This is a genomic window from Micromonospora sp. DT43 (assembly GCF_049841645.1).
GTDB lineage: Bacteria > Actinomycetota > Actinomycetes > Mycobacteriales > Micromonosporaceae > Micromonospora.
This window is the reverse complement of sequence record NZ_JBNCKR010000006.1, coordinates 236,435-261,498: the sequence shown is the minus strand read 5'-3', so window position 1 is coordinate 261,498 and position 25,064 is coordinate 236,435. Positions and strand designations below refer to the sequence as shown.

24 protein-coding genes and 1 tRNA gene are annotated in these 25,064 nt (G+C 71.9%); 8 read left to right on the top strand and 17 right to left on the bottom strand.

All coding sequences use genetic code 11. The annotated features are described in order from the left end of the window. Positions 1-12 precede the first annotated feature (12 nt). The 6 genes from ACLQ26_RS17485 to ACLQ26_RS17460 form a co-directional block, all read right to left on the bottom strand. Positions 13-843: an inositol monophosphatase family protein gene (locus ACLQ26_RS17485; protein ID WP_425745406.1), complete on the bottom strand. Its 831-nt coding sequence runs from the start codon at positions 841-843 to the stop codon at positions 13-15. Between the two features lie 134 nt (positions 844-977). Continuing rightward, the gene (gene pth / locus ACLQ26_RS17480) at positions 978-1,568 is read right to left on the bottom strand and encodes an aminoacyl-tRNA hydrolase (RefSeq protein ID WP_425745405.1); all 591 of its coding nucleotides are present in this window, start codon (positions 1,566-1,568) and stop codon (positions 978-980) included. A gap of 95 nt (positions 1,569-1,663) precedes the next feature. Continuing rightward, a complete protein-coding gene (locus ACLQ26_RS17475; protein ID WP_393293320.1) occupies positions 1,664-2,353 on the bottom strand; it encodes a 50S ribosomal protein L25/general stress protein Ctc in 690 nt (229 codons plus the stop codon). Positions 2,354-2,685: 332 nt separating this feature from the next. Continuing rightward, complete coding sequence (locus ACLQ26_RS17470) at positions 2,686-3,666, bottom strand: ribose-phosphate diphosphokinase (RefSeq protein ID WP_007455396.1); 981 nt, start codon at positions 3,664-3,666, stop codon at positions 2,686-2,688. A gap of 57 nt (positions 3,667-3,723) precedes the next feature. After that, the gene (gene glmU, locus ACLQ26_RS17465) at positions 3,724-5,256 is read right to left on the bottom strand and encodes a bifunctional UDP-N-acetylglucosamine diphosphorylase/glucosamine-1-phosphate N-acetyltransferase GlmU (protein ID WP_425745404.1); all 1,533 of its coding nucleotides are present in this window, start codon (positions 5,254-5,256) and stop codon (positions 3,724-3,726) included. A 109-nt stretch (positions 5,257-5,365) separates the two neighbouring features. After that, positions 5,366-5,437: transfer RNA gene (locus tag ACLQ26_RS17460), tRNA-Gln, on the bottom strand. A gap of 362 nt (positions 5,438-5,799) precedes the next feature. Here ACLQ26_RS17460 and ACLQ26_RS17455 point away from each other — a divergent pair. Together ACLQ26_RS17455 and ACLQ26_RS17450 are read left to right on the top strand one after the other, a co-directional pair. Further along, positions 5,800-6,765 (top strand): acyl-CoA desaturase, encoded by a 966-nt coding sequence (locus ACLQ26_RS17455; protein ID WP_425745403.1) that lies wholly within the window; start codon positions 5,800-5,802, stop codon positions 6,763-6,765. A 223-nt stretch (positions 6,766-6,988) separates the two neighbouring features. Then, the gene (locus tag ACLQ26_RS17450) at positions 6,989-7,672 is read left to right on the top strand and encodes a TetR family transcriptional regulator (RefSeq protein ID WP_393294609.1); all 684 of its coding nucleotides are present in this window, start codon (positions 6,989-6,991) and stop codon (positions 7,670-7,672) included. Between the two features lie 6 nt (positions 7,673-7,678). Here ACLQ26_RS17450 and ACLQ26_RS17445 read toward each other — a convergent pair whose 3' ends face one another. The 7 genes from ACLQ26_RS17445 to ACLQ26_RS17415 all read right to left on the bottom strand — a co-directional run bounded on the left by ACLQ26_RS17445 (position 7,679) and on the right by ACLQ26_RS17415 (position 14,218). After that, on the bottom strand, positions 7,679-8,155 hold the full coding sequence (locus ACLQ26_RS17445) for a DUF4383 domain-containing protein (RefSeq protein ID WP_344358177.1): 477 nt from the start codon (positions 8,153-8,155) through the stop codon (positions 7,679-7,681). A 203-nt stretch (positions 8,156-8,358) separates the two neighbouring features. Beyond that, a complete protein-coding gene (locus ACLQ26_RS17440) occupies positions 8,359-8,814 on the bottom strand; it encodes a DUF4383 domain-containing protein (RefSeq protein WP_363685271.1) in 456 nt (151 codons plus the stop codon). Positions 8,815-8,909: 95 nt separating this feature from the next. Next, a complete protein-coding gene (locus ACLQ26_RS17435; RefSeq protein ID WP_425745402.1) occupies positions 8,910-10,715 on the bottom strand; it encodes an ABC-F family ATP-binding cassette domain-containing protein in 1,806 nt (601 codons plus the stop codon). Positions 10,716-10,838: 123 nt separating this feature from the next. Continuing rightward, the gene (locus tag ACLQ26_RS17430; RefSeq protein ID WP_425745401.1) at positions 10,839-11,789 is read right to left on the bottom strand and encodes a 4-(cytidine 5'-diphospho)-2-C-methyl-D-erythritol kinase; all 951 of its coding nucleotides are present in this window, start codon (positions 11,787-11,789) and stop codon (positions 10,839-10,841) included. Then, positions 11,786-12,370: a Uma2 family endonuclease gene (locus tag ACLQ26_RS17425; RefSeq protein WP_363685265.1), complete on the bottom strand. Its 585-nt coding sequence runs from the start codon at positions 12,368-12,370 to the stop codon at positions 11,786-11,788. Before ACLQ26_RS17425 ends, ACLQ26_RS17430 begins: the two co-directional genes overlap by 4 nt. A 32-nt stretch (positions 12,371-12,402) precedes the next feature. Then, complete coding sequence (gene rsmA / locus ACLQ26_RS17420) at positions 12,403-13,272, bottom strand: 16S rRNA (adenine(1518)-N(6)/adenine(1519)-N(6))-dimethyltransferase RsmA (RefSeq protein ID WP_425745400.1); 870 nt, start codon at positions 13,270-13,272, stop codon at positions 12,403-12,405. A gap of 46 nt (positions 13,273-13,318) precedes the next feature. Further along, the gene (locus tag ACLQ26_RS17415) at positions 13,319-14,218 is read right to left on the bottom strand and encodes a TatD family hydrolase (RefSeq protein WP_425745399.1); all 900 of its coding nucleotides are present in this window, start codon (positions 14,216-14,218) and stop codon (positions 13,319-13,321) included. A 75-nt stretch (positions 14,219-14,293) separates the two neighbouring features. Here ACLQ26_RS17415 and ACLQ26_RS17410 point away from each other — a divergent pair, with 75 nt between their 5' ends. After that, on the top strand, positions 14,294-15,532 hold the full coding sequence (locus ACLQ26_RS17410; RefSeq protein WP_425745398.1) for a hypothetical protein: 1,239 nt from the start codon (positions 14,294-14,296) through the stop codon (positions 15,530-15,532). Between the two features lie 45 nt (positions 15,533-15,577). On the opposite strand, the gene metG is transcribed toward ACLQ26_RS17410, so the two are convergent. Beyond that, a complete protein-coding gene (gene metG, locus ACLQ26_RS17405; protein WP_425745397.1) occupies positions 15,578-17,380 on the bottom strand; it encodes a methionine--tRNA ligase in 1,803 nt (600 codons plus the stop codon). A gap of 157 nt (positions 17,381-17,537) precedes the next feature. Here metG and ACLQ26_RS17400 point away from each other — a divergent pair, with 157 nt between their 5' ends. Beyond that, positions 17,538-18,701: a hypothetical protein gene (locus ACLQ26_RS17400; protein WP_425745396.1), complete on the top strand. Its 1,164-nt coding sequence runs from the start codon at positions 17,538-17,540 to the stop codon at positions 18,699-18,701. Between the two features lie 70 nt (positions 18,702-18,771). Here ACLQ26_RS17400 and ACLQ26_RS17395 read toward each other — a convergent pair whose 3' ends face one another. From ACLQ26_RS17395 to rsmI, 3 genes are all read right to left on the bottom strand, one after another. Beyond that, positions 18,772-19,146 (bottom strand): type II toxin-antitoxin system VapC family toxin, encoded by a 375-nt coding sequence (locus ACLQ26_RS17395; protein WP_425745394.1) that lies wholly within the window; start codon positions 19,144-19,146, stop codon positions 18,772-18,774. Next, positions 19,143-19,397 (bottom strand): type II toxin-antitoxin system Phd/YefM family antitoxin, encoded by a 255-nt coding sequence (locus tag ACLQ26_RS17390; RefSeq protein ID WP_425745393.1) that lies wholly within the window; start codon positions 19,395-19,397, stop codon positions 19,143-19,145. The genes ACLQ26_RS17395 and ACLQ26_RS17390 overlap by 4 nt, the downstream gene beginning before the upstream one ends. Before the next feature lie 94 nt (positions 19,398-19,491). Beyond that, positions 19,492-20,331 carry a 16S rRNA (cytidine(1402)-2'-O)-methyltransferase gene (rsmI, locus tag ACLQ26_RS17385; RefSeq protein ID WP_425745392.1) on the bottom strand — a complete coding sequence of 280 codons (840 nt, stop codon included), beginning with the start codon at positions 20,329-20,331 and terminating at the stop codon, positions 19,492-19,494. A gap of 255 nt (positions 20,332-20,586) precedes the next feature. Between rsmI and ACLQ26_RS17380 the strand changes: the two genes are divergently transcribed. The 4 genes from ACLQ26_RS17380 to ACLQ26_RS17365 all read left to right on the top strand — a co-directional run bounded on the left by ACLQ26_RS17380 (position 20,587) and on the right by ACLQ26_RS17365 (position 25,051). Further along, positions 20,587-22,140 carry a dolichyl-phosphate-mannose--protein mannosyltransferase gene (locus ACLQ26_RS17380; protein ID WP_425745504.1) on the top strand — a complete coding sequence of 518 codons (1,554 nt, stop codon included), beginning with the start codon at positions 20,587-20,589 and terminating at the stop codon, positions 22,138-22,140. A 380-nt stretch (positions 22,141-22,520) separates the two neighbouring features. Beyond that, complete coding sequence (locus ACLQ26_RS17375) at positions 22,521-22,886, top strand: MmcQ/YjbR family DNA-binding protein (RefSeq protein ID WP_425745391.1); 366 nt, start codon at positions 22,521-22,523, stop codon at positions 22,884-22,886. Positions 22,887-22,973: 87 nt separating this feature from the next. Continuing rightward, positions 22,974-24,269 (top strand): VWA domain-containing protein, encoded by a 1,296-nt coding sequence (locus tag ACLQ26_RS17370; RefSeq protein WP_425745390.1) that lies wholly within the window; start codon positions 22,974-22,976, stop codon positions 24,267-24,269. Continuing rightward, positions 24,269-25,051, top strand: a complete 783-nt coding sequence (locus ACLQ26_RS17365; protein WP_425745389.1) for a peptidase — start codon at positions 24,269-24,271, stop codon at positions 25,049-25,051. Before ACLQ26_RS17370 ends, ACLQ26_RS17365 begins: the two co-directional genes overlap by 1 nt. The last annotated feature ends 13 nt before the right edge of the window (positions 25,052-25,064 follow it).

The window sequence follows — 25,064 nt, the reverse complement described above, 5'->3', positions numbered from 1 at the left end:
AGCGTGCTCAGGCTACCCGGAATGCCTCTGCAGCGCTGCAAGCAACCGGTTGGCGAGATCCTTGCGACAGACCAGCAGGTCCGGCAGGCGCGGATCCGCCTCGTTGTATCGAAGCGCAGAACCGTCGATCCGGGAAGCGTGTAGTCCGGTGGCCGTCGCCACAGCCACCGGGGCCGCCGAGTCCCACTCGTACTGCCCACCCGCATGGATGTACGCATCCACCTCGCCGGTCACCACCGCAGCGATCTTCGCACCGGCCGAGCCCATCGGCACCAGGTGCGCGCCGACGTCCTCGGCCAGGTCGGTGAGGAACACCGGCGGTCGGCTCCGGCTCGCCGCCAGACGGATCTTCCGCTCGCCGGCAGTCGCCGCCTCCACAGTCATCGGCGGGTACGCCGGCGGATAGTCGGTGCCCAGCACCCGGTGCTGCGCCGGCAACCCCACCGCCCCGGCAACCAGCCCGTGCGGGCTCGGCGCGTTCCGCGCCCATAGCGCGACGTGCACCGCCCAGTCCGAGCGGCCCTCCTCGGAGAACTCCCGCGTGCCGTCCAACGGATCGATGATCCACACGCGGTCCGCCGTCAACCGGGACACCGCGCCGGCGTTCACCTCGGCCGCCCAGGCCAACCGGGAGCCCTCGTCCTCTTCGGAGAGCACCGCGTCCCCCGGCCGCCACCGCGCCAACTCCGTACGGATCAGGTCGTGCGACACCTTGTCCCCGGCCGACTTCAGCGCGCCTGTGTCCGCGAAACCCAACTCCGCACGAAGGTCGAGCAGCGCCTGACCGGCCCGGGAGGCCAACCACCTGGCGAACGCCCCGTCGATCATCGGAGGACTGCCCATCTGCCCGCTCCCGTCGCCTCGCCGCGGCCTGTGCCCGCACGCACCGATCGGCCGCGACCCGCGTCGCCGGTCACGGCACGCCGAAAGGCGCAGACTACCGGCCAACCGTTTCCGATCCGGTACGCCGGGCCGCCTCAGCTGCCGTGGTAGAGATTCTGGGTCGGCTCCACGCCCTTGACGATGACCGACTCCACCACATCGGCAGCCCGGTCCACCAGGAAATCCAGCTCCTTGCGCTCCGCCGCGCTGAAATCCGACAGCACGTAATCCGCCGGGTCCTGCCGACCCGGTGGGCGACCCACACCGAACCGCACCCGGACGTAGTCCTTGGTGCCCAACGACTTGGACATCGAACGCAGGCCGTTGTGCCCGCCCTCGCCGCCGCCACACTTGATCCGTACCTGGCCGAAGCCGATGTCCAACTCGTCGTGCACCGCGACCACCTGCGCCGGGGGCACCTTGTAGAACTGCGACAGCGCGGCGACCGGCCCACCGGACAGGTTCATGTATGTCAGCGGCTTGACCAGCACCAGCTTCGGGCCGCCGAACCCCAGCCGCCCCTCCGCGACCTCGGCCACGGCCCGCTTGTGCCTACCGAACCGCGCGCCCACCCGCCCGGCCAGCAGATCAGCCACCATGAACCCGACGTTGTGCCGGTTGCCGGCGTACTCCCGACCGGGGTTGCCCAGGCCGACCACCAGCCACGGCCCCGCCTCGTCCGTCACGACCCGTCCCTTCCCGCCGTCGGATCGACCGACTCCCGATACGCCGGCAGGCGCCCCCGAAACTCGGGGACGCCTGCCGCACGAATACGAACCGATCAGGCCTCGGTACGCGCCTCGGCGCTCTCGCCACCCTCGGTGGTGTCCGCGCCCTCGGAGCCCTCGGTGACCTCGCCGGTCTCGGCCTCGGCCTCCTCGGTGGCCTCCTCGACCTCGGGCAGCGTCGCCTCAAGCTGCTCGGCGGTCGGCGCGGCGGTCACCGCGGCGACCGGCAGCGTCGGGTCGACGGCCAGCTCGACACCGCTCGGCAGCTCGACGTCGCCGGCGGTCACCGAGGAGCCCGCCTCCAGGCCCTCGATCGACGCCTCGAGGTGGTCCGGCACCTTGGTGGCGTCGGCGGTCACCGAGAGGGTGTCGTGGTCGTGCACGATCAGGGTGTCCCGCGCGGCCTCACCGGTCAGGTGGACCGGCACCTCGACGGTGACCTGCTCGCCCCGGCGCACCAGGATGAGGTCCACGTGCTCGAAGGTGTCCCGGATCGGGTCACGCTGGATCGCCTTCGGCAGCGCCAGCACCTGGGTGCCGTCGGTGATGTCGATCGCGAACAGCTGGTTGGCACCACCCTTGCGGATCGCGGCGGCGAACTCCCGCGACGGCAGCGCGATGTGCTTGGGCTTCTCGCCGTGGCCGTACAGCACGGCGGGCACCTTGCCGGCCCGGCGGGTACGACGGGCACCACCCTTGCCGAACTCGGTGCGGGGCTCGGCGCTGATCTTTACCTCGGACACGGGGAAACTCCTGATGCTTTCGCTACGGCGGCTTGTCGTCTTGCGGTGCTGGGGCGAGGGGCTCGCTGGGGCTCATGCGTCATGAACGACTGCCCGGAGCACCGCGTCGATGACGGTGCCTCCGTGCGGCGCTTTTCAGCGGCCCGCCGGGCACCCTCGCCGTGGCAACCGCACCAGTCTACCCGAGCTGTTTCCCGGTTTGTCGGCAGTCCCCGGTCACGGCTCCAGACCGGAACGCCGATGGCTTTCCCACCAGCGCGCCAGCCCCGTTTCCCACCAGACTGCCAGGTTTGCGCCCGTCGGCGCGTCGAATGTCGAAAGGGGGTGCGCCCTCAGCTCAGGCCACCGAACAGGGTGGTCACCGAGCCGTCGTCGAAGACCTCCCGGATCGCCCGCGCCAGAAGCGGCGCGATCGACAGCACGGTCAGCTTGTCCAGCTGCTTCTCCGGCGGCAACGGCAGCGTGTTGGTCACCACGACCTCGCTGATCGGGCTGTTCTTCAACCGCTCGGTGGCCGGGTCCGACAGGAGCGCGTGGGTGGACGCCACCACGATCTCCGCCGCGCCCGACTCCTTGAGGATGTCCGCCGCCTTGGCGATCGTGCCGCCGGTGTCGATCATGTCGTCGACGATCAGGCAGACCCGGCCCTCCACCTCACCGACAACCCGGTTCGCCACCACCTGGTTCGGCTTCATCGGGTCGCGGGTCTTGTGGATGAACGCCAGCGGGCAGCCACCCAGCCGGTCGGTCCACCGCTCGGCCACCCGTACCCGGCCCGAGTCCGGCGCCACCACTGTCATCGGCCGGCCGGCGTACCTGTGCTCCACGTACTCCGCCAGGATGTCCATCGCGAAGAGGTGGTCCACCGGCCCGTCGAAGAAGCCCTGGATCTGCGCGGTGTGCAGGTCGACCGTGAGGATCCGGTTCGCACCGGCGGTCTTCAGCAGATCCGCCACCAGCCGGGCCGAGATCGGCTCCCGACCCCGGTGCTTCTTGTCCTGCCGCGCGTACGGGTAGAACGGCAGCACGACGGTGATTCGCTTGGCCGACCCCCGCTTCAGCGCGTCCACCATGATCAGGGTCTCCATGACCCAGGTGTTCACCCCGTGCGTCACGGACTGCACCACGAAGGCGTCCGAACCACGCACCGAGTCCTTGAACCGTACGAAGATCTCGCCGTTGGCGAACTCGTACGCGTCGGCTGGCGTCGGTGCCACACCGAGCACCTCGCCGATCTCCTTGGCCAACTCCGGGAAACCCCGTCCGGAGAAGAGCATCAGGCTCTTGCGGTTTTCGGCGACGATGCTGCCCATGGGCCCGTCTGCTCCCGTTTGTCGGCGGTACCCGGCCCGGTGGTGGTGGGTCGGGGACTATTCGGTTGCAGTATCTCCCGCGCCGGACGCACCGCCCACCGTCTCGGCCCGCCCGTGCATTGCCTCACTGTCACTTGCGGTGCCGGCCACCTCCGACGCACCCTTCGCGTCGTTTGCACGCTGCGCGGCCTCGGCCGCCGCCGTACCGGCCCGCCGCTTCACCACCCAGCCCTCGATGTTGCGCTGCCGCGCCCGGGCGACACCCATCGCGCCCGCCGGCACGTCGTCCACGATCACCGAGCCGGCCGCCGTGTACGCGCCGTCACCCACCTCGACCGGCGCGACGAACATGTTGTCCGCCCCGGTCCGGGCGTGGCTGCCGATCACCGTGCGGTGCTTGTTGACCCCGTCGTAGTTGACGAAGACCGACGCGGCGCCGATGTTCGTCTGCTCGCCGATCGTCGCGTCGCCCACGTACGTCAGGTGCGGCACCTTGGAGCCGGCGCCGATCTCGGAGTTCTTCACCTCGACGAACGTGCCGACCTTCGCCTTGTCGGCGAGCCGCGCCGCGGGCCGCAGGTACGCGTACGGTCCCACGCTGGCGCCCGCGCCCACCTCGGCGCCGACCGCGTGGCTGCGCACCACCGAGGCGGCCGGGCCGACGATCGTGTCGACGAGCGTGACGTCCGGCCCGACAAGCGCACCCGCGCCGACCACCGTGGCGCCGCGCAGCTGGGTGTTCTGGTCGACTACCGCGTCGCGGTCCAGCGCCACGGTCACGTCGATCCAGGTGGTCGCCGGGTCGAGCAGGCTCACCCCGGTACGCATCCATGCCTCGTTGACCCGGTCGCGCAGCAGCCGCCGCAGCGACGCCAACTCCACGCGGTCGTTGCAGCCCAGCGTCTCGACGTGGTCGACGGCCACGTGCACCGCGACCGGCTCGCCTGCGGAACGGAGCAGGCCGAACACGTCGGTCAGGTACTCCTCGCCCTGGTCGTTGTCGGTGGACAGCTTGCCCAACGCGTCGCGGAGCCGCACCGCGTCGAACGCGTAGATGCCGGCGTTGATCTCCCGGATCGCGCGCTGCGTGGTGTCGGCGTCGCGCTCCTCGACGATCTGCTCCAGCCGACCGTCGGCGTCCCGGACGATCCGCCCGAGTCCGGTCGGGTCCGGCACCTCGGCGGCCAGCACGGTGGCCGCCGCGGCGGCCTCCTCGTGCGCGGTCACCAGCGCGCCCACCGTCTCCGGGCGCAGCAACGGCACGTCTCCGTTGATCACCACGACCGTGCCGGCGCCCTCCGGCACGGCGTCCAGCGCGATCCGGACGGCGTGCCCGGTGCCGAGCTGCTCGGCCTGGAGCACGGGCGTGGCGTCGGGGGCGATCTCGGCCAGGTGTGCCCGGACCTGGTCGGCGCCGTGCCCCACCACGACGACGGTGCGGTCGGCGCTCAGCGGCGCGGCGGCGCTCAGCACGTGACCGAGCAGGGTACGGCCGAGCAGGGGGTGCAATACCTTGGGCAGTGCCGACTTCATCCGCTTGCCCTCACCGGCGGCGAGTACGACGACGGTACGACTGTGGGGCTGGGGCACGACATGGCTCCCGTCGGGACGGCGGACACTCTCGCGGCCATGCTAACCACGGGGTCCGGCACCGTTCCCTGTTACCCCCAGTGAAACCCAAAACGGACTTAGGGGGCAGCTCGGCCGCCAGGGTTCGAACCTGAAATACGGGTACCAAAGACCCGGGTGTTGCCAATTACACCACGGCCGATCGCAACGTCAGGACGTCGTCGCTCCCCGACGCGCATCCCGCCGCTACACCTTAACGCCCGACGGGGGCGACGCCAGCACTCACGCCCTTCATGATCCTTGCGATCCTCCCGTGCCGCCCACGACCGAGGCGGCGGTCGCACCTCTCTCAGCAGGTCGTGACGGACCCTGGATCCGAGGGGCGCGGGCCCTTTCCGCAGTGCGGATCCGGCCTGCCTCAGTGACCGAACAACGGCTCTGAGCAGGGCTTTCGCACCTGCGTACGACAGCTTCTCGAAACTTCCCCGTGCGCTCTACCGAGCCGTAAGTTACGGTGACGTAGGCGTAGGTTCGTGATCGTTTCCGTCCCCTCTGCGAGGTGCCATGTCCACCACCATGCTCGAACCCAACACCGCCGGCCCCGGCCCGAAACCGCTCACCGACGGCAGCCAGTCCTCCGGGATCCTGGCCGCCCTGTGGGCCTTCGTCGTGATCCCCTTCGTGGCTCTGCTGGTCGCCGTGCCGATGGCCTGGGGCGGTTGGCTGGGCTGGAGCGACGTGATCATCGGCCTGGTCTGGTACGTGGTCTCCGGGCTCGGCATCACTGTGGGCTTTCACCGCTACTTCACGCACGGCTCGTTCAAGGCCAAGCGGTGGCTGCGGGTGACGCTTGCGGTCGCGGGTTCCCTGGCGGTGCAGGGCGAGATCATCCAGTGGGTGGCCGACCACCGCCGACACCACGCGTTCTCCGACCTGGAGGGTGACCCGCACTCGCCGTGGCGCTTCGGCACCAGCTTCTGGGCACTGACGCGGGGCCTGTTCCACGCACACGTGGGCTGGCTGTTCCGTCGCGAACTGTCCAACCGGGAGCGGTTCGCACCGGACCTGATCGCCGACCGCGACATCAGCCGGGTCGACCGACTGTTCCCCGTGCTGGTTGCCGTCTCGCTGCTCGGCCCGGCGCTGATCGGGGGCCTGGTGACCTGGTCGTGGCAGGGCGCGCTCACCGCGTTCTTCTGGGCCGGGCTGGTCCGGATCGGCCTCCTGCACCACGTCACCTGGGCGATCAACTCGGTCTGCCACGTGTACGGCGAGCGCCCGTTCGCGATGCGCCAGGGCGACCGGGCGTCGAACTTCTGGCCGCTGGCGATCCTGTCGTTCGGTGAGAGCTGGCACAACCTGCACCACGCCGACCCGACCAGCGCCCGACACGGTGTGCTGCGTGGTCAGGTGGACATCTCCGCCCGGGTGATCTGGCTGTTCGAGAAGACGGGCGCGGCGTCGCAGGTGCGCTGGCCGAAGCCCGAACGCCTCGCGGCCAAGCTCGTGAAGCCTGTCGCAACCCGATAAACCGGGCGGTGCCCCGGGGTGTCGCCTGGCAGGATGGCCGGATGACCGAGCGCAGCGGGGGGACCGGGCGGCTCGGCGGACGGGGGGCCGGGCCCGATCCGGGTACGGTCGGACGGCGCGGCAGGGTGGTCAGGCCACCCGCCAGTGAGGCGACAACGTGAACGGGCACAGCGGAGGCACCATCCCACGGCAGGGCGTGACCGAGCGCCAGCGAGGCGGCGACATGCCCGAGGCCAGCGACGATGCCGGCCGGCGCCCAGTGCCGGCTGCGGCGGCGAAACCCAAGCCCACCTCCCGGGTACGCATGTCGGCGGCCCAGCGTCGGGAGCAGTTGATCGCGACCGGCCGGCAACTGTTCGCCGAGCGCGGTTTCGACGCCACCTCCATCGAGGAGGTGGCGGCACGCGCCAAGGTCTCCAAGCCGGTGGTGTACGAGCACTTCGGTGGCAAGGAAGGGTTGTACGCGGTAGTTGTCGACCGGGAGGTCCGGGCCCTGCTGGACCGGATCACCACGGCGCTGACGGCGGGGCATCCGCGCGAGTTGCTGGAGCAGGCGGCGATGGCCCTGCTGGGCTACATCGAGGAGGAGACCAGCGGGTTCCGGGTGCTGGTCCGCGAGTCGCCGCTGTTGTCCGGGACGGCCACCTTCAGCAGCGTGATGAACGACGTGGCCCACCAGGTCGAGCACATCCTGGGCGCGGAGTTCAAGAGCCGCGGGTACGACCCGAAGCTGGCCGAGCTCTACTCGCAGGCGTTGGTGGGCATGGTCGCGTTGACCGGCCGCTGGTGGCTGGAGGTGCGCAAGCCGCGCAAGGAGACGGTGGCGGCGCACCTGGTCAACATGGCGTGGAACGGGTTGTCGCACCTGGAGGCGAAGCCCACGTTGATCACCGCACGCCGCCGCTGACCTCGTTCAGCTGCGGTGCGCGTCGGCCACCGGGTGTTTGCGGCGTTCCAGCTCCGCCTCGGCGTGTTCCGAGGGGCCGACCTTGTCGTACAGCCCGGTGCCGAGCAGGATCAGGCCGAACAGCATCGACACGATCACTGTCGACATCGAGAAGTTGAGGAAGTTCGCGTCGGTCTGCAGCACTGACATCATGAGGATGCTTGTCACCAGGAACACCACCCCGGCGGTGAGGTTCATGTAGTGGCCGAGGTTGCTGCGCCGGGACGCTCCGAAGATCAGGACGGCTCCGAAGACCACCGAGGCGAGTGAGAAGGCCAGGTTGGTACGGAGCCCCAGCGCCCAGTGGCTGCCCCTGTCGAAGAGCGGGTCACCGATCGTCTCGGCGACACCCCAGACGCCGAAGACCAGGATGTAGACGCCGATCAGTCCGGAGAGGACCCGGTAGAGCGGCCGTGCCGGATGGTTCACCGGAAAGTGCGGCATACCAAGACCCCCTGATTGACCGTTTCAGGGGAATTGTCGCCCAGGCCAGAGCCAACTGTCCGAAGAACCCCAAAGCCGAAGGGGTCCGCCAAAGGCCGGACCAGGTCAGGTTTTCGCCGGAGCCCGAGCTGCGCAGGGATCAAGCCTGACCGCCCGGAGCAGCTCGGGCTCCGGCGAAAACCCACGGCCGCAACCGCAGAAGATCAGAGAACCAGACGAGCCTTCTGGAAAGCCTCAGCCTCATCCTCCGTGCCGACCTTGCCGTACATGCCGGCCATGAGCAGCACCAGGGCGGCAGTCATCACGACGATCACGGTGAAGATGCTGAAGTTGAAGAAGTTGGCGTCGGTCCGGATGAAGGCCAGGCCGGCCAGGCCGATCACCATCAGGGCGTACGCCAGCCACTGGTTGATCGCCACGTCGATGTTGCGGCCCAGCGCGGTGCCGACCAGCACGACGAGCCCGAGCAGCACGCAGAGCAGCGAGAAGCCGAGGTTGGTGCCCTGACCGAGGACGCGGGTGTCGTCCTGGGCGAGGATCTCGTCGCCGGCGCCCGCGATGATGCCGAGCACGCCGAAGACCACCAGGTACAGACCGGTCAGCCCGCCGATCGCCCGGTAGATCGGCCGCGCGGGGTGGTTGATGGGGGTGTGGGCCATGTCTGGGTCTCCAAGGGTGAGGTGTCGCCGACGATTGTCCCGCATGTGTCGGTGTGACGCCGCACACGGCCCCCGCGCCGGCGTGCCCGGCACGCTCAGCTCTCGGGCAGGTCCTCCGCGAGGGTCATCCAGGTCTCCTCGATCCGTTCCCGTTCGGCGCGCAGGTCCTTGAGCTGGGTGTCCAGCTCGGCGACGCGGGCGTAGTCGGTGGCGTCGGCGGCGAGCTGGTCGAGCAGGGTGACCTCGCGCTGGTCGAGCTTGCCGAGCTGCCGTTCCAGTCGGGACAACTCCTTGCGCGCCTGGCGCACCTCGGCGGCGGACATGCCGCCTCCCGACGGAGAAGCGGGCGCGGAGGTCGAGGTGCCGCCCGCCCGGGGAGTGCCGGCCCGCTCGGCGGTCCGGGCGAGGTACTCGTCGACACCACCGGGCAGGTGCACGAGCCGACCGTCGCCGAACATCCCGTACGCCGTGTCGGTGACGCGTTCGATGAGGTAGCGGTCGTGGCTGGCCACGATGATCGTGCCGGGCCACGAGTCGAGCAGGTCCTCCAGCGAGGCGAGGGTGTCGGTGTCCAGGTCGTTGGTGGGCTCGTCGAAGAGCAGCACGTTGGGCTCACCCGCGAGCAGCCGCAGCATCTGCAACCGGCGACGCTCGCCACCGGAGAGGTCGCTGACCGGGGTCCAGAGTCGGCGATCGTCGAAGCCGAACACCTCGGCGAGCTGCGACGCGGAGACCTCCCGGTCGCCGAGCTGGACCCGGCGAGCGACCTCTTCGACGGCCTCCAGCACCCGCAGGTGCCCGGGCAACTCGGCCAGCTCCTGGGAGAGGAACGCCGGTCGCACCGTGGAACCGGTGCCGAGGCGGCCGCCGTCCGGGCGGGTGATGCCGGCGAGCATCCGCAGCAGGGTGGTCTTGCCGGCGCCGTTGGCGCCGAGGATGGCGATCCGGTCGCCGGGGCCGACCAGCCAGGTGGCGTCGCGCAGGATCTCCTTCGGGCCGGCGTGCAGCTCGACGTTCTCCAGCTCGTACACCTGCTTGCCCAGGCGCGAAACCGCCATCCGCTGCAGGGACATGGTGTCGCGCGCCGGCGGCACGTCGGCGATCAGCGCGTTCGCGGCGTCGATGCGGAACTGGGGCTTGGAGGTACGGGCGGGCGGGCCGCGCCGCAGCCAGGCGATCTCCTTGCGGAGCAGGTTCTGCCGGCGGGCCTCGGTGGCGGCGGCGACGCGTTCGCGCTCCGCGCGGGCGAGGGTCCAGGCGGCGAAGCCGCCCTCGTACGCGCGGACGGTCTGGTCGGCGACCTCCCAGGTGGTGGTGCAGACCGCGTCCAGGAACCACCTGTCGTGGGTGACCACGACGAGGGCGCCCTTGCGGCCGACCAGGTGCCGGGCCAGCCAGTCGACACCGCCGACGTCGAGGTGGTTGGTGGGCTCGTCGAGGATCAGCAGGTCCGAGTCGCGGACGAGCAGCGCGGCGAGTGCCACCCGCCGCCGTTCGCCACCGGACATCGGGCCGACCGGCTGGTCGAGGCCGAGGTGCGGCATGCCGAGGCCGTCGAGGATGTTGCGCACACCGGCGTCGCCGGCCCACTCGTGCTCGGCGCCCATGCCCTCACCGAGCCAGGCGGTGCCGAGCACGACGTCCCGGACGGTGGCGTCCGGGGCGAGGGTGAGCTGCTGCGGTAGCCAGAGCACACGCAGGTCGCGGCGGTGGGTGACCCGACCGTCGTCGGGGTCCTCCTGCTTGGTGAGCAGGCGCAGCAGGGTGGACTTGCCGGCGCCGTTGAGGCCGACCACACCGATCCGGTCGGCGTCGTCCAGGCCGAGCGAGACGTCCGTGAGCAGCCGCCCGGCGGCGCCGTACCCCTTGGACACCCGGTCCAGATTGACGATGTTGGCCACGTTCCACCCTTCAAGATCAAGGCGTCCGGGTGCCGGCGGGCACCTCGGGACGCCTGAGTCAAGGGTACGCGGACGCTCCGAACGCCCGCGCCGCGCGCCCGCGAGCCGGGTGGGAACGAGTCGTCAGCCGACGCGGGCGCCGGCGACCGGGCCGTGCGCGACCCGGGCCTCCCGGCACACGCCGGCGCTTGACAGTTCGGCGGCGATCCGCTCGGCGTCGGCCGCGTCGGCCGCGAGGAACACGCAGGTCGGTCCGGAGCCGGAGACGATGCCGGTGAGCGCGCCGGCCGCCTCGCCGGCCTTCAGGGTGTCGGCAAGCGCGGGCCGCATCGCCAGCGCGGCGTCCTGAAGATCGTTACCGAGCGTACCGGCGAGGACCCGGGGGGCACGTTGACGCAGCGCGCCCAGCAAAGCGTCGGTGCTGCCCAGCGGGGTGCCGGCGGCGCCGGAGTCGCGCAGCCGGTCCAGCTCGCGGTACGCGGCCGGGGTGGACAGGCCGACGTCGGCGATCGCCACGACCCAGTGCCAGGAGGTGGCCCGGGCCAGTACGGGGCTGACCGCCTCGCCCCGGCCGGTGCCCAGCGCGGTGCCGCCGTAGATCAGGAACGGCACGTCGGAACCCAGGTCGGCGGCGATCCCGGCCAACTCGTCGCGGGAGAGTCCGGTGCCCCAGAGCGCGTCGCAGGCCACCAGCGCGGCGGCCGCGTCCGCGCTGCCGCCGGCCAGCCCACCGGCGAGCGGGATCTGCTTGCGCAGGTGCAGGCGGGCGTGCGGCAGCACCCCCGCGTACCCGGCCAGGGCGTGCGCGGCGCGGATCACCAGGTTGGAGTCGTCAAGCGCGAGTTCGCCGGTGCCCTCGCCCTCCATGGTCAACGCGAGCGTGTCGCCCCGCCGGGCGGTCAGCTCGTCGTAGATCGAGATGGCATGGTAGACGGTGTTCAGCTCGTGGTAGCCGTCGCGGCGCAGCGGGCCCACCCCGAGGTGCAGGTTGACCTTGGCGGGCACCCGGACCTTCACCGGCCCGAGGGCCCCGCGTCGCTCGTCCTCGCCATCCGGTCGCCAGGCCTCGGTCACGGGGTGATGTCCCGTACGCGCAGGCGGATGTCGAACGGCTTGGCCACGATCAGCTCCTCGGCAGAGTCGGCGGCCAGCTCGTACCGGCCGTCAACCAGGTCGTACGCGTACACGTGCACCGGATTCTGCTCGATCCGCCAGTAGTGCGGGATCCCGGCATCGGCGTAGTCGGCCGGCTTCTCCAACCGGTCCCGCCGACGGGTGCCGGGCGAGACGACCTCGACGGCCAGCATGACCTGCTCAGCGTCGAAGTAGTGGCTTGTACCGACAAGAGGCCGGCGTAGTAGCACCACGTCCGGTTCAAGGGTGTTGCGGTGGTTGAGCGCCACTCCGACGGCGGTAGCGGGCGACAGATCCAGCGGCGCGTGCTGTCGCAGCCACATCCAGAGCAAGCTGCTGATGTTCTGGTGGTCATAGGTGGGGGAAGGAACCACGACGAGGACTCCGTCACGTAGCTCGACGCGGGGGGCGTCGCCGGGCAGGGCCAGCACGTCCTCGATGGTGTGGTTGGCCAGTCGCTGCCGGACGGGATCCGGGCCCCACATCCCCTGGGCGGCGGGCTCGATCGGCTGCGCGGTCACTCGTACACCTCCTCGGCGGGCACGGCGTCAGCCTACTTCGCGGTACGCGGACCGGCCGGGGCCGACGCGGCGATGGCGGCGAACTGCTCGACGGTAAGTGACTCACCCCGGGCGCCGGGGTCGACGCCGGCGGCGGTCAGCGCGGCGGCCGCCCGGTCCGGGCCGCCGGCCCAGCCGGCCAGCGCGGCGCGCAGGGTCTTGCGGCGCTGCGCGAACGCCGCGTCCACCACGGCGAAGACCTGCTTCCGCTCCACGTCGGTTCGGGGCGGTTCGTGGCGGGTGAAGGCGACCAGACCGGAGTCGACGTTGGGCACCGGCCAGAACACGTTCGGCGGCACCTTGCCGGCGCTCCGGGCGTGGGCGTACCAGGCGAGCTTTACCGACGGAATGCCGTACACCTTGGAGCCGGGACCGGCGACGAGCCGGTCGGCGACCTCCTTCTGCACCATCACCAGGCCGTGTCGCAGGCTGGGCAGCTCGGCGAGGAGGTGCAGCACCACAGGTACGGCGACGTTGTACGGCAGGTTCGCGACAAGCGCGGTCGGTGCGGGCTCGCCCAGTTCGGCGGCGCGGACGCGCAGCGCGTCGGCGCGGTGCACGGTGAGCCGGCCGGCATCCGCCCCCGCGTGCCGGGCGGCGGTCTCCGGCAGCGCGCCGGCGAGCGTCGGGTCGATCTCCACGGCGTGCACGTGCCCGGCGACCGGCAGCAGCCCCAGGGTGAGTGAGCCGAGCCCGGGGCCGACCTCCAGGGCCACGTCGTCGGGGGTCAGCCCGGCGGCGGTGACGATCCGGCGCACCGTGTTCGGGTCGTGCACGAAGTTCTGGCCGAGCTTCTTGGTGGGCGCGACGCCCAGCCGGGCGGCCAGCTCCCGGATCTCCGCCGGGCCGAGGAGACCGGTCATGCCTGGCAGCGTAGCGGCGTGGTCGGGACCGGCCGCCGGGCCGGGCTCACCACGGCCCGAAGGCCCGGTCGCCGGCGGCGGAGATGGCCGCGCACAGCTCGTCCAGGTCACTGCCCGTGGTCGCGGCGAGCGCGCGGACGGTCAGCGGGATCAGGTACGAGGCGTTCGGCCGGCCACGGTGCGGCGTCGGCGTGAGGTAGGGGGCGTCGGTCTCCACCAGGATCTGGTCCAGCGGGGTGAGCGCGGCGGCCTCGCGCAGGGCTGTGGCGCTGCCGAAGGTGACGGTGCCGGCGAAGCTGAGCAGGTAGCCCCGGCGTACGCACTCGCGGGCGAACTCGGCGTCACCGGAGAAGCAGTGCAGCACCACCGTGTCCGGTGCGCCCTCGTCGTCGAGGATCCGCAGCACGTCGGCGTGCGCGTCCCGGTCGTGGATGACAAGCGCCTTGCCGTACCGCTTGGCGATGGCGATGTGCGCCCGGAAACTCGCCTCCTGCGCGGTGCGCCCCTCGTCGCCGGTGCGGAAGAAGTCCATGCCGGTCTCGCCGATCCCCCGGACCCGGTCGCGGGCGGCGAGGGACTCGATCTCCCGCAGTGCCTCGTCGAGGTCGGCCAGCCGGGGCGCCTCGTTGGGGTGCAGCGCCACGGTGGCCAGCACTGCGGGATACGCCTCGGCGATGTCCGCGCCCCACCGCGAGGACGCCACGTCCACGCCCACCTGGACCAGCCGGTCCACGCCGACCCCGGTGGCCACCGTGATCGCCGTGGCGATCGGGTCGTCGGACGGCCCACCACCGGGTACGCCGGCCTCGCTGACGGTGATGTCCAGGTGAGTGTGGCTGTCCAGCACCGGCCGGGGCAGCGGCTCGGGGGCGGGCGGGAACTCTCCGGCCCGCCGGGCGGCACGCTCGCGGCGGGTTTCAGTCGGCTCGCTCATCAGCGACAGCATCACACACCGGGCCCGTCCATCCGCCCGCCACCCGGCGTTCACCTCGACTACGCCGCGCGACTCTACCGTCGCCGCGTGAGCGAGCTCAGCAGTCCCGCCAGTGAGCGCACCGGGCTTCGCGTGGCGTTCGGCGGCGGCGTCTACCCGGCCGAGGAGATCGCCCGGGGTGCCGCGTACGAGCTGTTCAGCGCCGAGGAGGTGGCCGGCTTCGAGCGGGCGCCGCGCCCGGGCAGCGCCCTGCCGTGGCGTCGGTTCGTGCACGTCACCGAGGTGAGCGGGGTGCACGGGGCCGCCGAGCCGGCCGAGGAGCCGGAGACACCGCTGATGATGCCGGCGCACCGGGAGCGCGGCTGGTCGCACGTACACCACCTCAGCCAGCAGCCGTCCGCGGCGGGTGACCCGGTGTTGGCAGCGGTGCGCGCCTCGGCGGTGGTCCGGCGCGGCACCCGGATGGTGAAGATCCTCTCCGCACGGCAGCTCGCCGGGTACGTGCGGGGCTGGCTGCCGCACGGCTTCTGCTACCGGGAGCACGACGTGGCGCACCTGCGTACGCCGTCGGCGACCACGGTGCTGCGCACCGACGGCGACGTCGGTCGGGACGGCTCGGACGTGGCGTACGCGCTGCGCTGGCGGGCCGCCGACCCGGGCGACTACGACGTGCCGGTGGGCGAGGCGCACCGGGGTCTGACGGCGCTGTCGTCCCGGGACCGCCTGGGCCCTCCGGTGCTGGGCACCGGCTTCGTGCCGAGCAACGGCCAACTCGTCCCGGAGTTCATCACCCGGGACTTCGCCGACCTGCCGATGCCGGCGAACGCGACCCTGCTCGCCTACCCCGAGGAGGGGGTGGAGGTGGTGCTCTACAGCTACCAGGCCGAGCAGCGCGCCTGGCTGCGGATGGTGGGCCCGCAGTGGCGGCATCTGCTCGCCGCGGTGCCGGGCCTCTCCCCCGACCAGGAGTACGTGCCGACCGGCGACGCCCCGCGTTCCACCCAACTGGTCGGGCTGTACGGCGACACGGAGTACGAGGCGGTGGCCGACCTGCCCGGCGGGTTCCGGGTGCTGGCGATGACCCGGGCGGCCCGCTATCCGGTGGACGCGGTGGCCCGCCGGGTCCGGTTCGCGCAGTGGCGGGGCGTGTCGTGCCTGGTGCTGCGGGAGGAAGCCGGCTGGCTGCGGTTGCGGCTGCGCCACCCGGACCCGGACGCGGTGATCGCCACCGGCGCGCAGTGCCACGACCGGGGTGTCTACGAGACGTGGGCACCAGGCACCGAGGTGAGCAACGACCAGGTCATGGACACCCGGTACGCGATGTGACGTCCCCCGGCGGCCGGATGCCCTGCCGCCGGGGGCGTCGTACGCTCAGCCGGCCAGTCGGGCCAGCTCCTCGTCGACGATCGACGGGTCGAGCTTGCGGAACACCGGCTTCGGCGCGGCAAGCGGCGTGCCGGTCTCCAGCGGCACCGACTCCCAGCGCGCGCCCACCGTGTAGTCCCCGGTCAGCACCGGGTAGGACGGCCCACCGTCCAGGTCGTCGACCTGCTCGATGACAGGCATCGGCGCGTGCACGCCGGTGCGGCCGAGCAGCTCGTGCACCTGCTGCGCGGAGTGCGGCAGGAACGGGGTGAGCAGCGTGTTGGCGTCGCTGATCACCTGGAGGGCGACGTGCAGGACGGTGCCCATGCGGGGCTTGTCGGCCTCGTCCTTGAGCTTCCACGGCGCCTGCTCGGACAGGTACTTGTTGGCCTCGGCGACCACCCTCATGGCCTCGCCGATGGCCTGCTTCTGCCGGTGCCGGCCGATCAGGTCACCGACCGTGGTGAACCCGGTCCGGGCGACTGCGAGCAGCGCCTCGTCGGCCTCGGTGAGCCCGGCCGGGTCGACCGGCGGGATCGCCCCGAAGTTCTTCGCCGCCAGCGAGACGCACCTGTTGACCAGGTTGCCCCAGCCGGCGACCAACTCGTCGTTGTTGCGGCGCAGGAACTCGGCCCAGGTGAAGTCGGTGTCGTTGCTCTCCGGGCCGGCGGCGGCGATGAAGTAGCGCAGCGCGTCCGCGTCGTAGCGCTCCAGGAAGTCGCGGACGTAGATGACGACCTTGCGGGACGAGGAGAACTTGCGCCCCTCCATGGTCAGGTATTCGCTGGAGACCACCTCGGTGGGCAGGTTGAGCTGGCCCAGCTCGCCCGGCTCGCCGTCGCGGGAGCCCTCGCCGGAGTATCCGGAGAGCAGCGCCGGCCAGATCACCGAGTGGAAGACGATGTTGTCCTTGCCCATGAAGTAGTACGACCGGGCGTCCTTGCCCTCCCCGTCGGCGGACCACCACCTGCGCCACGCCTCGGGGTCGCCGGAGCGGCGGGCCCACTCGATCGAGGCGGACAGGTAGCCGATCACCGCGTCGAACCAGACGTAGATCCGCTTGTCGGGGCGGTCCCGCCAGCCGTCGAGCGGGATCGGCACGCCCCACTCCAGGTCCCGCGTGATCGCCCGGGGCTGGAGGTCGTCGAGCAGGTTGCGGGAGAACCGCAGCACGTTGGGCCGCCACCCCTCCCGGGTGTCCAGCCACTGGCGGAGCACGTCGGCCAGGGCGGGCAGGTCCAGGAAGAAGTGCTCGGTCTCGACGAACTTCGGGGTCTCACCGTTGATCCGCGACTTCGGGTCGATCAGGTCGATCGGGTCGAGCTGGTTGCCGCAGTTGTCGCACTGGTCGCCGCGCGCGCTGTCGTACCCGCAGATCGGGCAGGTGCCCTCGATGTACCTGTCGGGCAGGGTGCGCCCGGTGGACGGCGAGATCGCACCCATGGTGGTCTTCGGCACGATGTAGCCGTTGCGGTACATCCCCTCAAACAGCTCCTGCACCACCGCGTAGTGGTTGCGGGTGGTGGTGCGGGTGAACAGGTCGTAGGAGAGCCCGAGGCCGTGCAGGTCCTCGACGATGACCCTGTTGTACCTGTCGGCCAGCTCGCGCGGGGTCACCCCGTCGGCGTCGGCCTGCACCTGGATGGGGGTGCCGTGCTCGTCGGTGCCGGAGACCATGAGCACGTCGTGGCCGGCCATCCGCATGTACCGGGCGAAGACGTCGGAGGGAACGCCGAAACCGGAGACGTGGCCGATGTGGCGGGGGCCGTTGGCGTACGGCCAGGCCACTGCCGCGAGAACGTGACTCATGAGCAGCAAGCCTAGTGACCCGCCCGGGGCATCCGCGAACCAATAGGGGTGTCGGGCCGCCGGACCGGACCGACCACCCCGCCCATTGGTCCGATTTGTCGTCGACACGCGGTCCACCTGCCCGATCAGCCCGCGCTACCGGTGTGCAATGAACATCGTGACTGGCAGAGGAGCGGCCCGGGACCACGACGAGCGTCCCACCGGGCCGACGGACGGCGACGAGCCAGGCTCGGCGTCCGGCGCACCGCGGGGCACCGGAGTCGCGCCGCACCCCCGGCTGGTCCCCGCCGCCGCACCCGATCGGCCAACCCACCAACGGCCCACGCCGTCCGGGCGGGCGGCCGCGCCGCGAAGGGACGGGTCGCCGGAGGTCACCGCGACCCCGGCCCGGCCCACGCCGACCGCGCCGGCCCCCACCCCGGCGCGGCCCAGCCCGACGGCACCCGCGCCCAGCCCGGCCCGCCCGAACCCGCCGGGCCCGTCGGCCGATACCACCTCGGCGGTACGCGAACCGGCCCGAGCGTCCGACGAGGCGCACCCCGCCGCCGGGGCTCCCGTCGTGGCGCACCCAGCCGCCCGGCCGCCCGTCCAGGTGGAGCCGACCACCGGGGCACCGGTGGACGCGGTGCCACGCCGGGTGCCGGTACGCCAGCAGAGCCGTCTGCGGGATGCCCACCGGGTCGACGGTGACCGGCCACCGGACGACGAGGTCGCGTTCTGGGCGCCGATCGAGGAGGTGCACTGGGACGGCACCCCCATCCAGGAGGACGTCGCCCCCAAGCGTCGCGCCCTGGCGAGGGACCGCCGCGCGGCGTCGCGGACGACAGCGTTGCCGGACCCGCTGCCCGGGCTGACCGCGCTGGTGCTGCTGAGCCTGGTCGCGGCCTTCTTCGCCTGGGTCAGCGCCGGCCCGTTCTGGCTCGCGGTCGGGCACGCGCGAGACGGCACCGTGGCGATCGACCACTGCACCGGCGGCGGTCTCACCCAGCGGTGCCGGGGCATCTTCACGGCCGACGACGGGCGCTTCCTGGCCCACGGGGTACGCGTCAGCGGCGTACCCACCGGGGGCGACGCGCCCGGGGCTGCGATGCGGGCACGGATGACCGGCCCGGACGGAGGAACCGCGTACGCCGACACCGGCGCCGGCCGACACCTGCGCTGGCTGCCCGGGCTGCTGGCGGTGCTCGGCTGCGCCGCCGGCATCGTCCGGTGGACGGGGTCGGCACGTCTGCCCGGCCGGCGACACCGCCGCTGGGCGGTGGCCGCGGCTCTCGCCGGCCCGGCGCTGATCACCCTCGGCTTCCTCGTCGCCGCCTGGTGACCCCGCCGGCTCTTGATCCACGGGTTCGGGTTCGGTTCTGGCCGCGCTGGAATGGCTCAGGCCCGCCCGATCACACCTTGAGGACGTCCACGTCGTACAGCGCTATCGACGCGTCGCGGGAGGCCAGGGTGAGACTCTCGGTGATCGCCTGGGCCACCAACATGCGGTCGAAGGGGTCGCGGTGATGTGGCGGCAGGCGGCCAGCGGCGAGGGCGTGGGCGTGGGTCACCGGAAGTTCCCGAAAGCCCATGTCTCTGACCCGCTCGGCGAGGTCGGGGGGCCCGGCGAGTTTCCCCGTGCTCTGTTTGATGGTGATCTCCCAGAGTGTGACCGGGGAGAGGAAGATGTCCGGCTCGTGGCGTAGCCGGTCGAGGAACTCGACGCCGACGGTCGCGTCACCGGTGATGGCCCAGAGCGCGACGTGAGTGTCCAGCAGCAGGGTCATGCGCCGACGCCGAAGTCGGCGGCGATCTCGGCGTTGGTTTCTGGTGAGTCCCAGTCGCCGGAGAGGTCCAGTCGGCCGGCGAGGGAGCCGACGGCGGTGCGGTTGGCTCGCCGGACCAGGGGCACGACCTTTGCCACAGGCGTGCCGGCCCGATCGATGATGATCTCCTCGCCGCGCTCCACCCGCTCGATGATGCGCGACAGATGGGTCTTGGCATCATGCATGTTGTAGTGCACAGCCTCAGCCGACACGACGCGACCTCCCTGGTTAGCTAAGGACTTAGTTTAGCCTGCCTGACCCCGTGCGCCGACGGTTCGACTGCTCGGATCCGGAACGCCGAGCGGGTCAGCTGTGCACGATCGTGTAGACCTCGCGGCGGCGCAGCGCGTATTCGGTGGCGACGTCGGTGATGGCGTCCCGGCGGGACCGGCCGGCGGCCTCCCGCTCGGCGACGGCCGCGCGCAGGGCGTCGTCGTCGGGGCGTTCCGGGGCGGTCGCCGGTGAGCCGGCCACCACCAGGGTGATCTCCCCGCGCGGATCGCCCTCGGCGGCCCACCGGGCCAACTCGCCGAGGGGACGGCGGAGCACCTCCTCGTAGGTCTTGGTCAGTTCCCGGCAGAGCGCGGCCGGCCGGTCCGCCCCGAACGTCTCGACCAGGTCGGCGAGCGCCGCGCCGATCCGGTGCGGCGCCTCGAAGAAGACGAGGGTGCGCTCCTCGGCGGCGAGGGCGCGCAGCCGGGACCGGCGGGCGCTTCCGCTGCGGGGCAGGAACCCCTCGAAGCAGAACCGGTCGCAGGGCAGGCCGGAGACGGCGAGGGCGGTGGTCACCGCGCTGGGACCTGGCGCGACGGTGACCGGCGCCCCGACGTCCAGCGCGGCCCGGACCAGCCGGTAACCCGGGTCGGAGACGCTCGGCATGCCGCCGTCGGTCACCAGCGCCACCGCGTACCCGCCGAGGATGACCTCGACCAGTTCGGGCGTACGCCGTTCCTCGTTGCCCTCGAAGTAGGAGACGATCCGGCCTCCGACTGTGATGTCGAGGTCGCGGGCCAGGCGGGTGAGGCGACGGGTGTCCTCGGCGGCCACCACGTCGGCGCTGGCCAGCACTTCCCGAAACCTCACCGAGGCGTCGGCGGGGTTGCCGAGCGGGGCACCGAGCAGGATCAGGCGCCCAGCTTCGGACATTTCACCCACGTGATCGTCTCCTTCATCGACAGCGAATACCGGTATCAGGGACGACGGGCGCCACACGACACCCTGGCAGCCTACGATCGCCGGGTGACGAGTGCGTCGACAGCGCAGAGCCCGAGCGCCGACCCGGCCGACACGGTCGAGGTGACCGGCGAGCCCAGCCCTGGCCAGGACCCGACGGCACCACGTGCCGACGGCGGGGGGGTGTCCGCCGGGGTCCGCCGCCGGTTCGCCACCGTCGACGCCCGGATGGACCCGTTCTCATGGATCGCCACAGCCGTGGTCGTGGCGATCGCGGCGATCCTGCGCTTCGTGGGCCTGTCCAGCCCCAAGGGCAAGATCTTCGACGAGACGTACTACGCCAAGGACGCGTACGGGCTGATCAGCCGGGGCGTCGAGTGGAACTACAAGGACAACGTCCCGTCGTACGTGGTGCACCCCCCGCTGGGCAAGTGGCTGATCGGCGTGGGCGAGTGGGCCTTCGGCTATCAGGACGCGGAGTCGAAGGTCTCCGTCGGCGGGCACCTGTTCACCACCGCGCCGGAGTTCGGCTGGCGGTTCTCGGCGGCCGTGATCGGCACGCTGTCGGTCCTGCTGCTGGTCCGCATCGGTCGGCGGCTGTTCCGCTCGACGGTGCTCGGCTGCGCTGCCGGGCTGCTGCTCGCCCTGGACGGTTTCCACCTGGTGCTGTCGCGCGCGGCGCTGCTCGACATCTTCCTGCTGTTCTTCGTGCTGGCCGCCTTCGGCGCGCTGGTGCTCGACCGGGACTCCCGACGTCGACGCTGGGCGCGCGCCCTGGACGACGGGCTCGACCCGAGCCTGCCGGGGCGCGCGGGCCGACCGCCGACCGGCTGGCGCACGTGGCCGTGGTGGCGCCTCGCCGCCGGGGTGCTGATCGGCTGCGCCTGCGCGGTCAAGTGGAGCGCGCTCTACTTCGTGCCGGTGTTCGCCCTGTTCGTGGTCCTGTGGGAGGTCGGGGTCCGCCGCTCGGCGGGCGTCCGCAGGCCCTGGCGGGACACCCTCCTCGACGAGGTGCCCTGGGTGGTGCTGGCCGGCGTGCTGATGGTCGGCACCTACCTCGCCACCTGGTCCGGGTGGCTGCTCAGCGACGACGGCTACTACCGGCTGGCGTCGTCGGCGGCGTACCCGACCGGCTCGCTCAGCGACACCCCGGTGATCGGCCCGCTGATCAACCTCTTCGAGTACCACCGCGCGGCGTACGGCTTCCACGCCCAACTCGACGATCCGCACAAGTACCAGTCCTGGCCGTGGCAGTGGCTGCTGCTCGGACGGCCGGTGGCGTTCCACTGGTCCGGCGACGGCGCCTGCGGCGCACCGACCTGCGCGTCGGAGATCCTGCTGCTCGGCACCCCGCTGCTCTGGTGGTCGTTCCTGCCCGCCCTGGTGGCGCTGGTGTGGCTGGGCGTGGCCCGGCGGGACTGGCGGGCCGGCGCGATCCTGCTCACCGTGGCCGCCGGGCTGCTGCCCTGGTTCTGGTTCGCCCTCGACGGTCGGACGATGTTCTCGTTCTACGTCGCGCCGGCCCTGCCGTTCCTGGTGCTGGCCGTGGTGTACGTGCTCGGCGCGCTCATCGCCCCGGCCGGGGGTGACGTGGGTGAGACGGCGGCCCTGGTGCCCGGCGACGCGGGCTATGAGCGCCGGCTGGTGGGCAGCGTCGCGGCCGGGGCGTACGTGCTGCTGGTGGCGCTGTGCTTCGCGTACTTCTATCCGATCTTCGTGGGCCGGCTGATCCCGTACTCGGACTGGCTGTCCCGAATGTGGCTCGACGGTCGCTGGATATAAGCACCGGCAGGCGACGCGCCGCACAGCGCGACGGAAATCGGGCCCGCACGCGTCTCGCGTGCGGGCCCGACCTCTTACACAAAGACGCGCGCCCCGATCGCCTGCCACGGGGGAAGCGGGCGATTGGGGCGCGCATCAAGAGCTTAACCACCGCGCACCACCGGCACAACGGGTCGACTTGGGTCAGATTTCCGACGGATATCGGCCGGGCCGATACTTGCCATAAGGCAGTTGACCGAGGGTGACCTGGCGTGGACCCAGCGCCCCGAATTGGCCGTCGCGACACCGACGAGGACTGCCGACGAGGACTGCCGGTGATGCGGCCCGACGCACTAGGCTCGCCGTGGTCGCGTCGCGATCGTGACGGGAGGCGGGGTGCCGTGGAACTGTTGGACCGGGTCCGGGCGATCTGCCTCGCGCTGCCCGAGGTGACCGAGCGCCCCAGCCACGGGTCACCGACCTGGTTCGTCCGGGACAAGAGCGTGTTCGTGACCCTGCACGCCGACGGGCACCACCAGAACGACTTCCCCCACCTGTGGTGTGCCGCGCCGACCGGCGCCCAGGCGGAGCTGACCGCCTCGGATCCGGCCCGCTTCTTCCGCCCGCCCTACGTCGGTGGCCGGGGGTGGCTCGGCGTACGACTCGACGGCGACGTCGACTGGGCCGAGATCGACGAGTTGTGCCGGGACGCGTACCGGGAGATCGCGCCGAAGCGGCTTGTCGCACTGCTCGACGCCCCCGCCTGACCCGGCGGTTCCGCGCGTCCCCGGCCATCCCGGGACGACCAACCACCCCAATGATCATCCAAAGTGGATCTCACTACACTGCGGGCCGTGATCAACTTCAGACGATCGGCGGCCGTCCTCCTCGGACTGCTGGCGACCACCGCGCTGACCGGGCCGGCCCCGGCGGCGGCCGACGAGGAGCAGGTGGCCGAGCCGCCCCGGGTCGAGCTGGTGCTCGACGTCAGCGGTTCGATGCGGGCCGCGGACATCGACGGGCGCAGCCGGATCTCGGTGGCCCAGCAGGCGTTCAACGACGTGGTGGACGCGCTGCCGGAGGAGACCCAGCTCGGTATCCGGGTGCTCGGCGCGACCTACAAGGGCAAGGACAAGAAGGTCGGCTGCCAGGACACCCAGCAGATCGTTCCGGTCGGGCCGGTCGACCGCACACGGGCCAAGGCGGCGGTCGCGACGCTCCGACCGACCGGGTTCACGCCGGTCGGGCTCGCGCTGCGCTCCGCCGCGCAGGACCTGGGCGCCGGCGCCACCACCCGGCGGATCGTGCTGATCACCGACGGGGAGGACACCTGCGCGCCGCCGGATCCGTGCCAGGTGGCCCGGGAACTCGCCGCGCAGGGCACCAGCCTGGTCGTCGACACGCTCGGTCTCGCGCCCGACGAGAAGGTACGTCGCCAACTGCTCTGCATCGCCGGGGCCACCGGAGGCACCTACACCGCCGCGCAGAGCGCCGACGAGCTGACCGGCCGGATCAAACAGCTCGTCGAGCGGGCCGGTGACACCCACACCCGAGCCCCCACCGTGGTCGGCGGCGCGAACGCCTGTGACTCCGCGCCCCTGCTCGCCCCCGGCGTCTACGCCGACCGGGAGGCGTTCTCCGAGCACCGCTACTACCGGGTGCCCGTACGCCCCGGGCAGGAGCTGCGCGCGTCGGTGAGCATGTCGCTGGACCGGCCGGTGAACCGGGACTACGGGGTGCTGCTGCGGGCCACCGCCGCGGATGGCCGCGAACTGGTCCGCGGCGCGGACGCCGGCAGCGGCCGGGCCGACGTGCTCTCCGCCGGTCTGCGCTGGTCGGCCACCGCCGACGACGAGGACACCGACGACGACGAGAACGCGACAGCCGAGACCTCGACGCCCGTCGTCGAACCCACCACCGTCTGCCTGGTGGTGAGCAACTCGTTCGCCGCACGCCCGGGCACCGCTGCGACGCCCGGCATGCCTGTGGAGCTGACCATCGACGTGGTCGCCGCCGCCGGGGCCCCGGACGGGCCCGATCTCGGACGGGGCTGGGTGCTGCTCGCCCTGCTCACCGTGGCCGGCCTGCTCACCGGCCTGATCGCCGGCCTGCTCACCCGCTGGTGGGTCGCCACCTGGAGGGAGAACTGATGCGTACCGCACTGTTCCGGTCGCTGGCGGCGCTGCTCGCCGCCGGTGGGGCCGCGCTGCTGCCCGGGGCGGCCGTGGCGGCCCCCACCCCCTCTCCGGGCGCCACGCCGGTGACCCGGGCCGGCACCTCGTTCCTCACCGCCACCCCGATCACGGCCGGCCAGCCGGTGCGGGTGGACGCCTCGGTCGGCGACCACCTCTACTGGTCGTTCGCGGCGACCGCCGGTCAGGTGCACGAGATCAGCGCCACCGTCACCTTCCCGAAGGCACGCAGCGGTGCCTCCACCTGGACGGTGGACGTGTTCGACGGGCTGCGCCGACGGCAGGCGTGCACCGCCGGGGCGCAGACCCCGACGGTGGACGGCAAGGCGTCGAGTGTGGCGTTGGGCTGCACACTGCGCGAGGTACGCCCCTGGGCGGAGCCATGGTCGGCCGACCCGCTGCCCGGCACGTACGTCGTCCGGCTCTCCGTCACCGACCTGCCCGAGCCGGATCTGGGCGCGCCCGTCGACGTGGACCTGCTGGTCGGCGTCCTCGCGGACCGGGGCGCCTCGGCCGACGACGGTGCGCTGGCCGCGCCACTGGTGCCGAACACGAAGGCGGGGACGGTGCTCAACGCCGTACCGACGCCAGACCCGGAGGCCGACGACGAGGGCGACTCGCCGGCGGACTGGCTGCCGGATCTCGGCTCGCGATGGATCTGGACCGGCATCGGCGGCGTGCTCGCCGCGGTGGCCGGGGTGGTCGGTTTCGCGCTGACCCGGCGGCCTCGCCGGGCCTGAACCCGTCCGGTCA

Excerpts from the sequence above, each read along its gene's own strand:
- ACLQ26_RS17415 (WP_425745399.1), bottom strand. The coding sequence starts at position 14,218 with ATGCTGTCGCTGATGAGCGAGCCGACTGAAACCCGCCGCGAGCGTGCC.
- ACLQ26_RS17380 (WP_425745504.1), top strand. The coding sequence starts at position 20,587 with ATGGACCCGTTCTCATGGATCGCCACAGCCGTGGTCGTGGCGATCGCG.
- ACLQ26_RS17440 (WP_363685271.1), bottom strand. The coding sequence starts at position 8,814 with ATGGCCCACACCCCCATCAACCACCCCGCGCGGCCGATCTACCGGGCG.
- ACLQ26_RS17395 (WP_425745394.1), bottom strand. The coding sequence starts at position 19,146 with ATGACCCTGCTGCTGGACACTCACGTCGCGCTCTGGGCCATCACCGGT.
- rsmI (WP_425745392.1), bottom strand. The coding sequence starts at position 20,331 with ATGTCCGAAGCTGGGCGCCTGATCCTGCTCGGTGCCCCGCTCGGCAAC.
- ACLQ26_RS17455 (WP_425745403.1), top strand. The coding sequence starts at position 5,800 with ATGTCCACCACCATGCTCGAACCCAACACCGCCGGCCCCGGCCCGAAA.
- metG (WP_425745397.1), bottom strand. The coding sequence starts at position 17,380 with ATGAGTCACGTTCTCGCGGCAGTGGCCTGGCCGTACGCCAACGGCCCC.
- ACLQ26_RS17365 (WP_425745389.1), top strand. The coding sequence starts at position 24,269 with ATGCGTACCGCACTGTTCCGGTCGCTGGCGGCGCTGCTCGCCGCCGGT.
- ACLQ26_RS17470 (WP_007455396.1), bottom strand. The coding sequence starts at position 3,666 with ATGGGCAGCATCGTCGCCGAAAACCGCAAGAGCCTGATGCTCTTCTCC.
- ACLQ26_RS17445 (WP_344358177.1), bottom strand. The coding sequence starts at position 8,155 with ATGCCGCACTTTCCGGTGAACCATCCGGCACGGCCGCTCTACCGGGTC.
- ACLQ26_RS17485 (WP_425745406.1), bottom strand. The coding sequence starts at position 843 with ATGGGCAGTCCTCCGATGATCGACGGGGCGTTCGCCAGGTGGTTGGCC.
- ACLQ26_RS17450 (WP_393294609.1), top strand. The coding sequence starts at position 6,989 with ATGCCCGAGGCCAGCGACGATGCCGGCCGGCGCCCAGTGCCGGCTGCG.
- rsmA (WP_425745400.1), bottom strand. The coding sequence starts at position 13,272 with ATGACCGGTCTCCTCGGCCCGGCGGAGATCCGGGAGCTGGCCGCCCGG.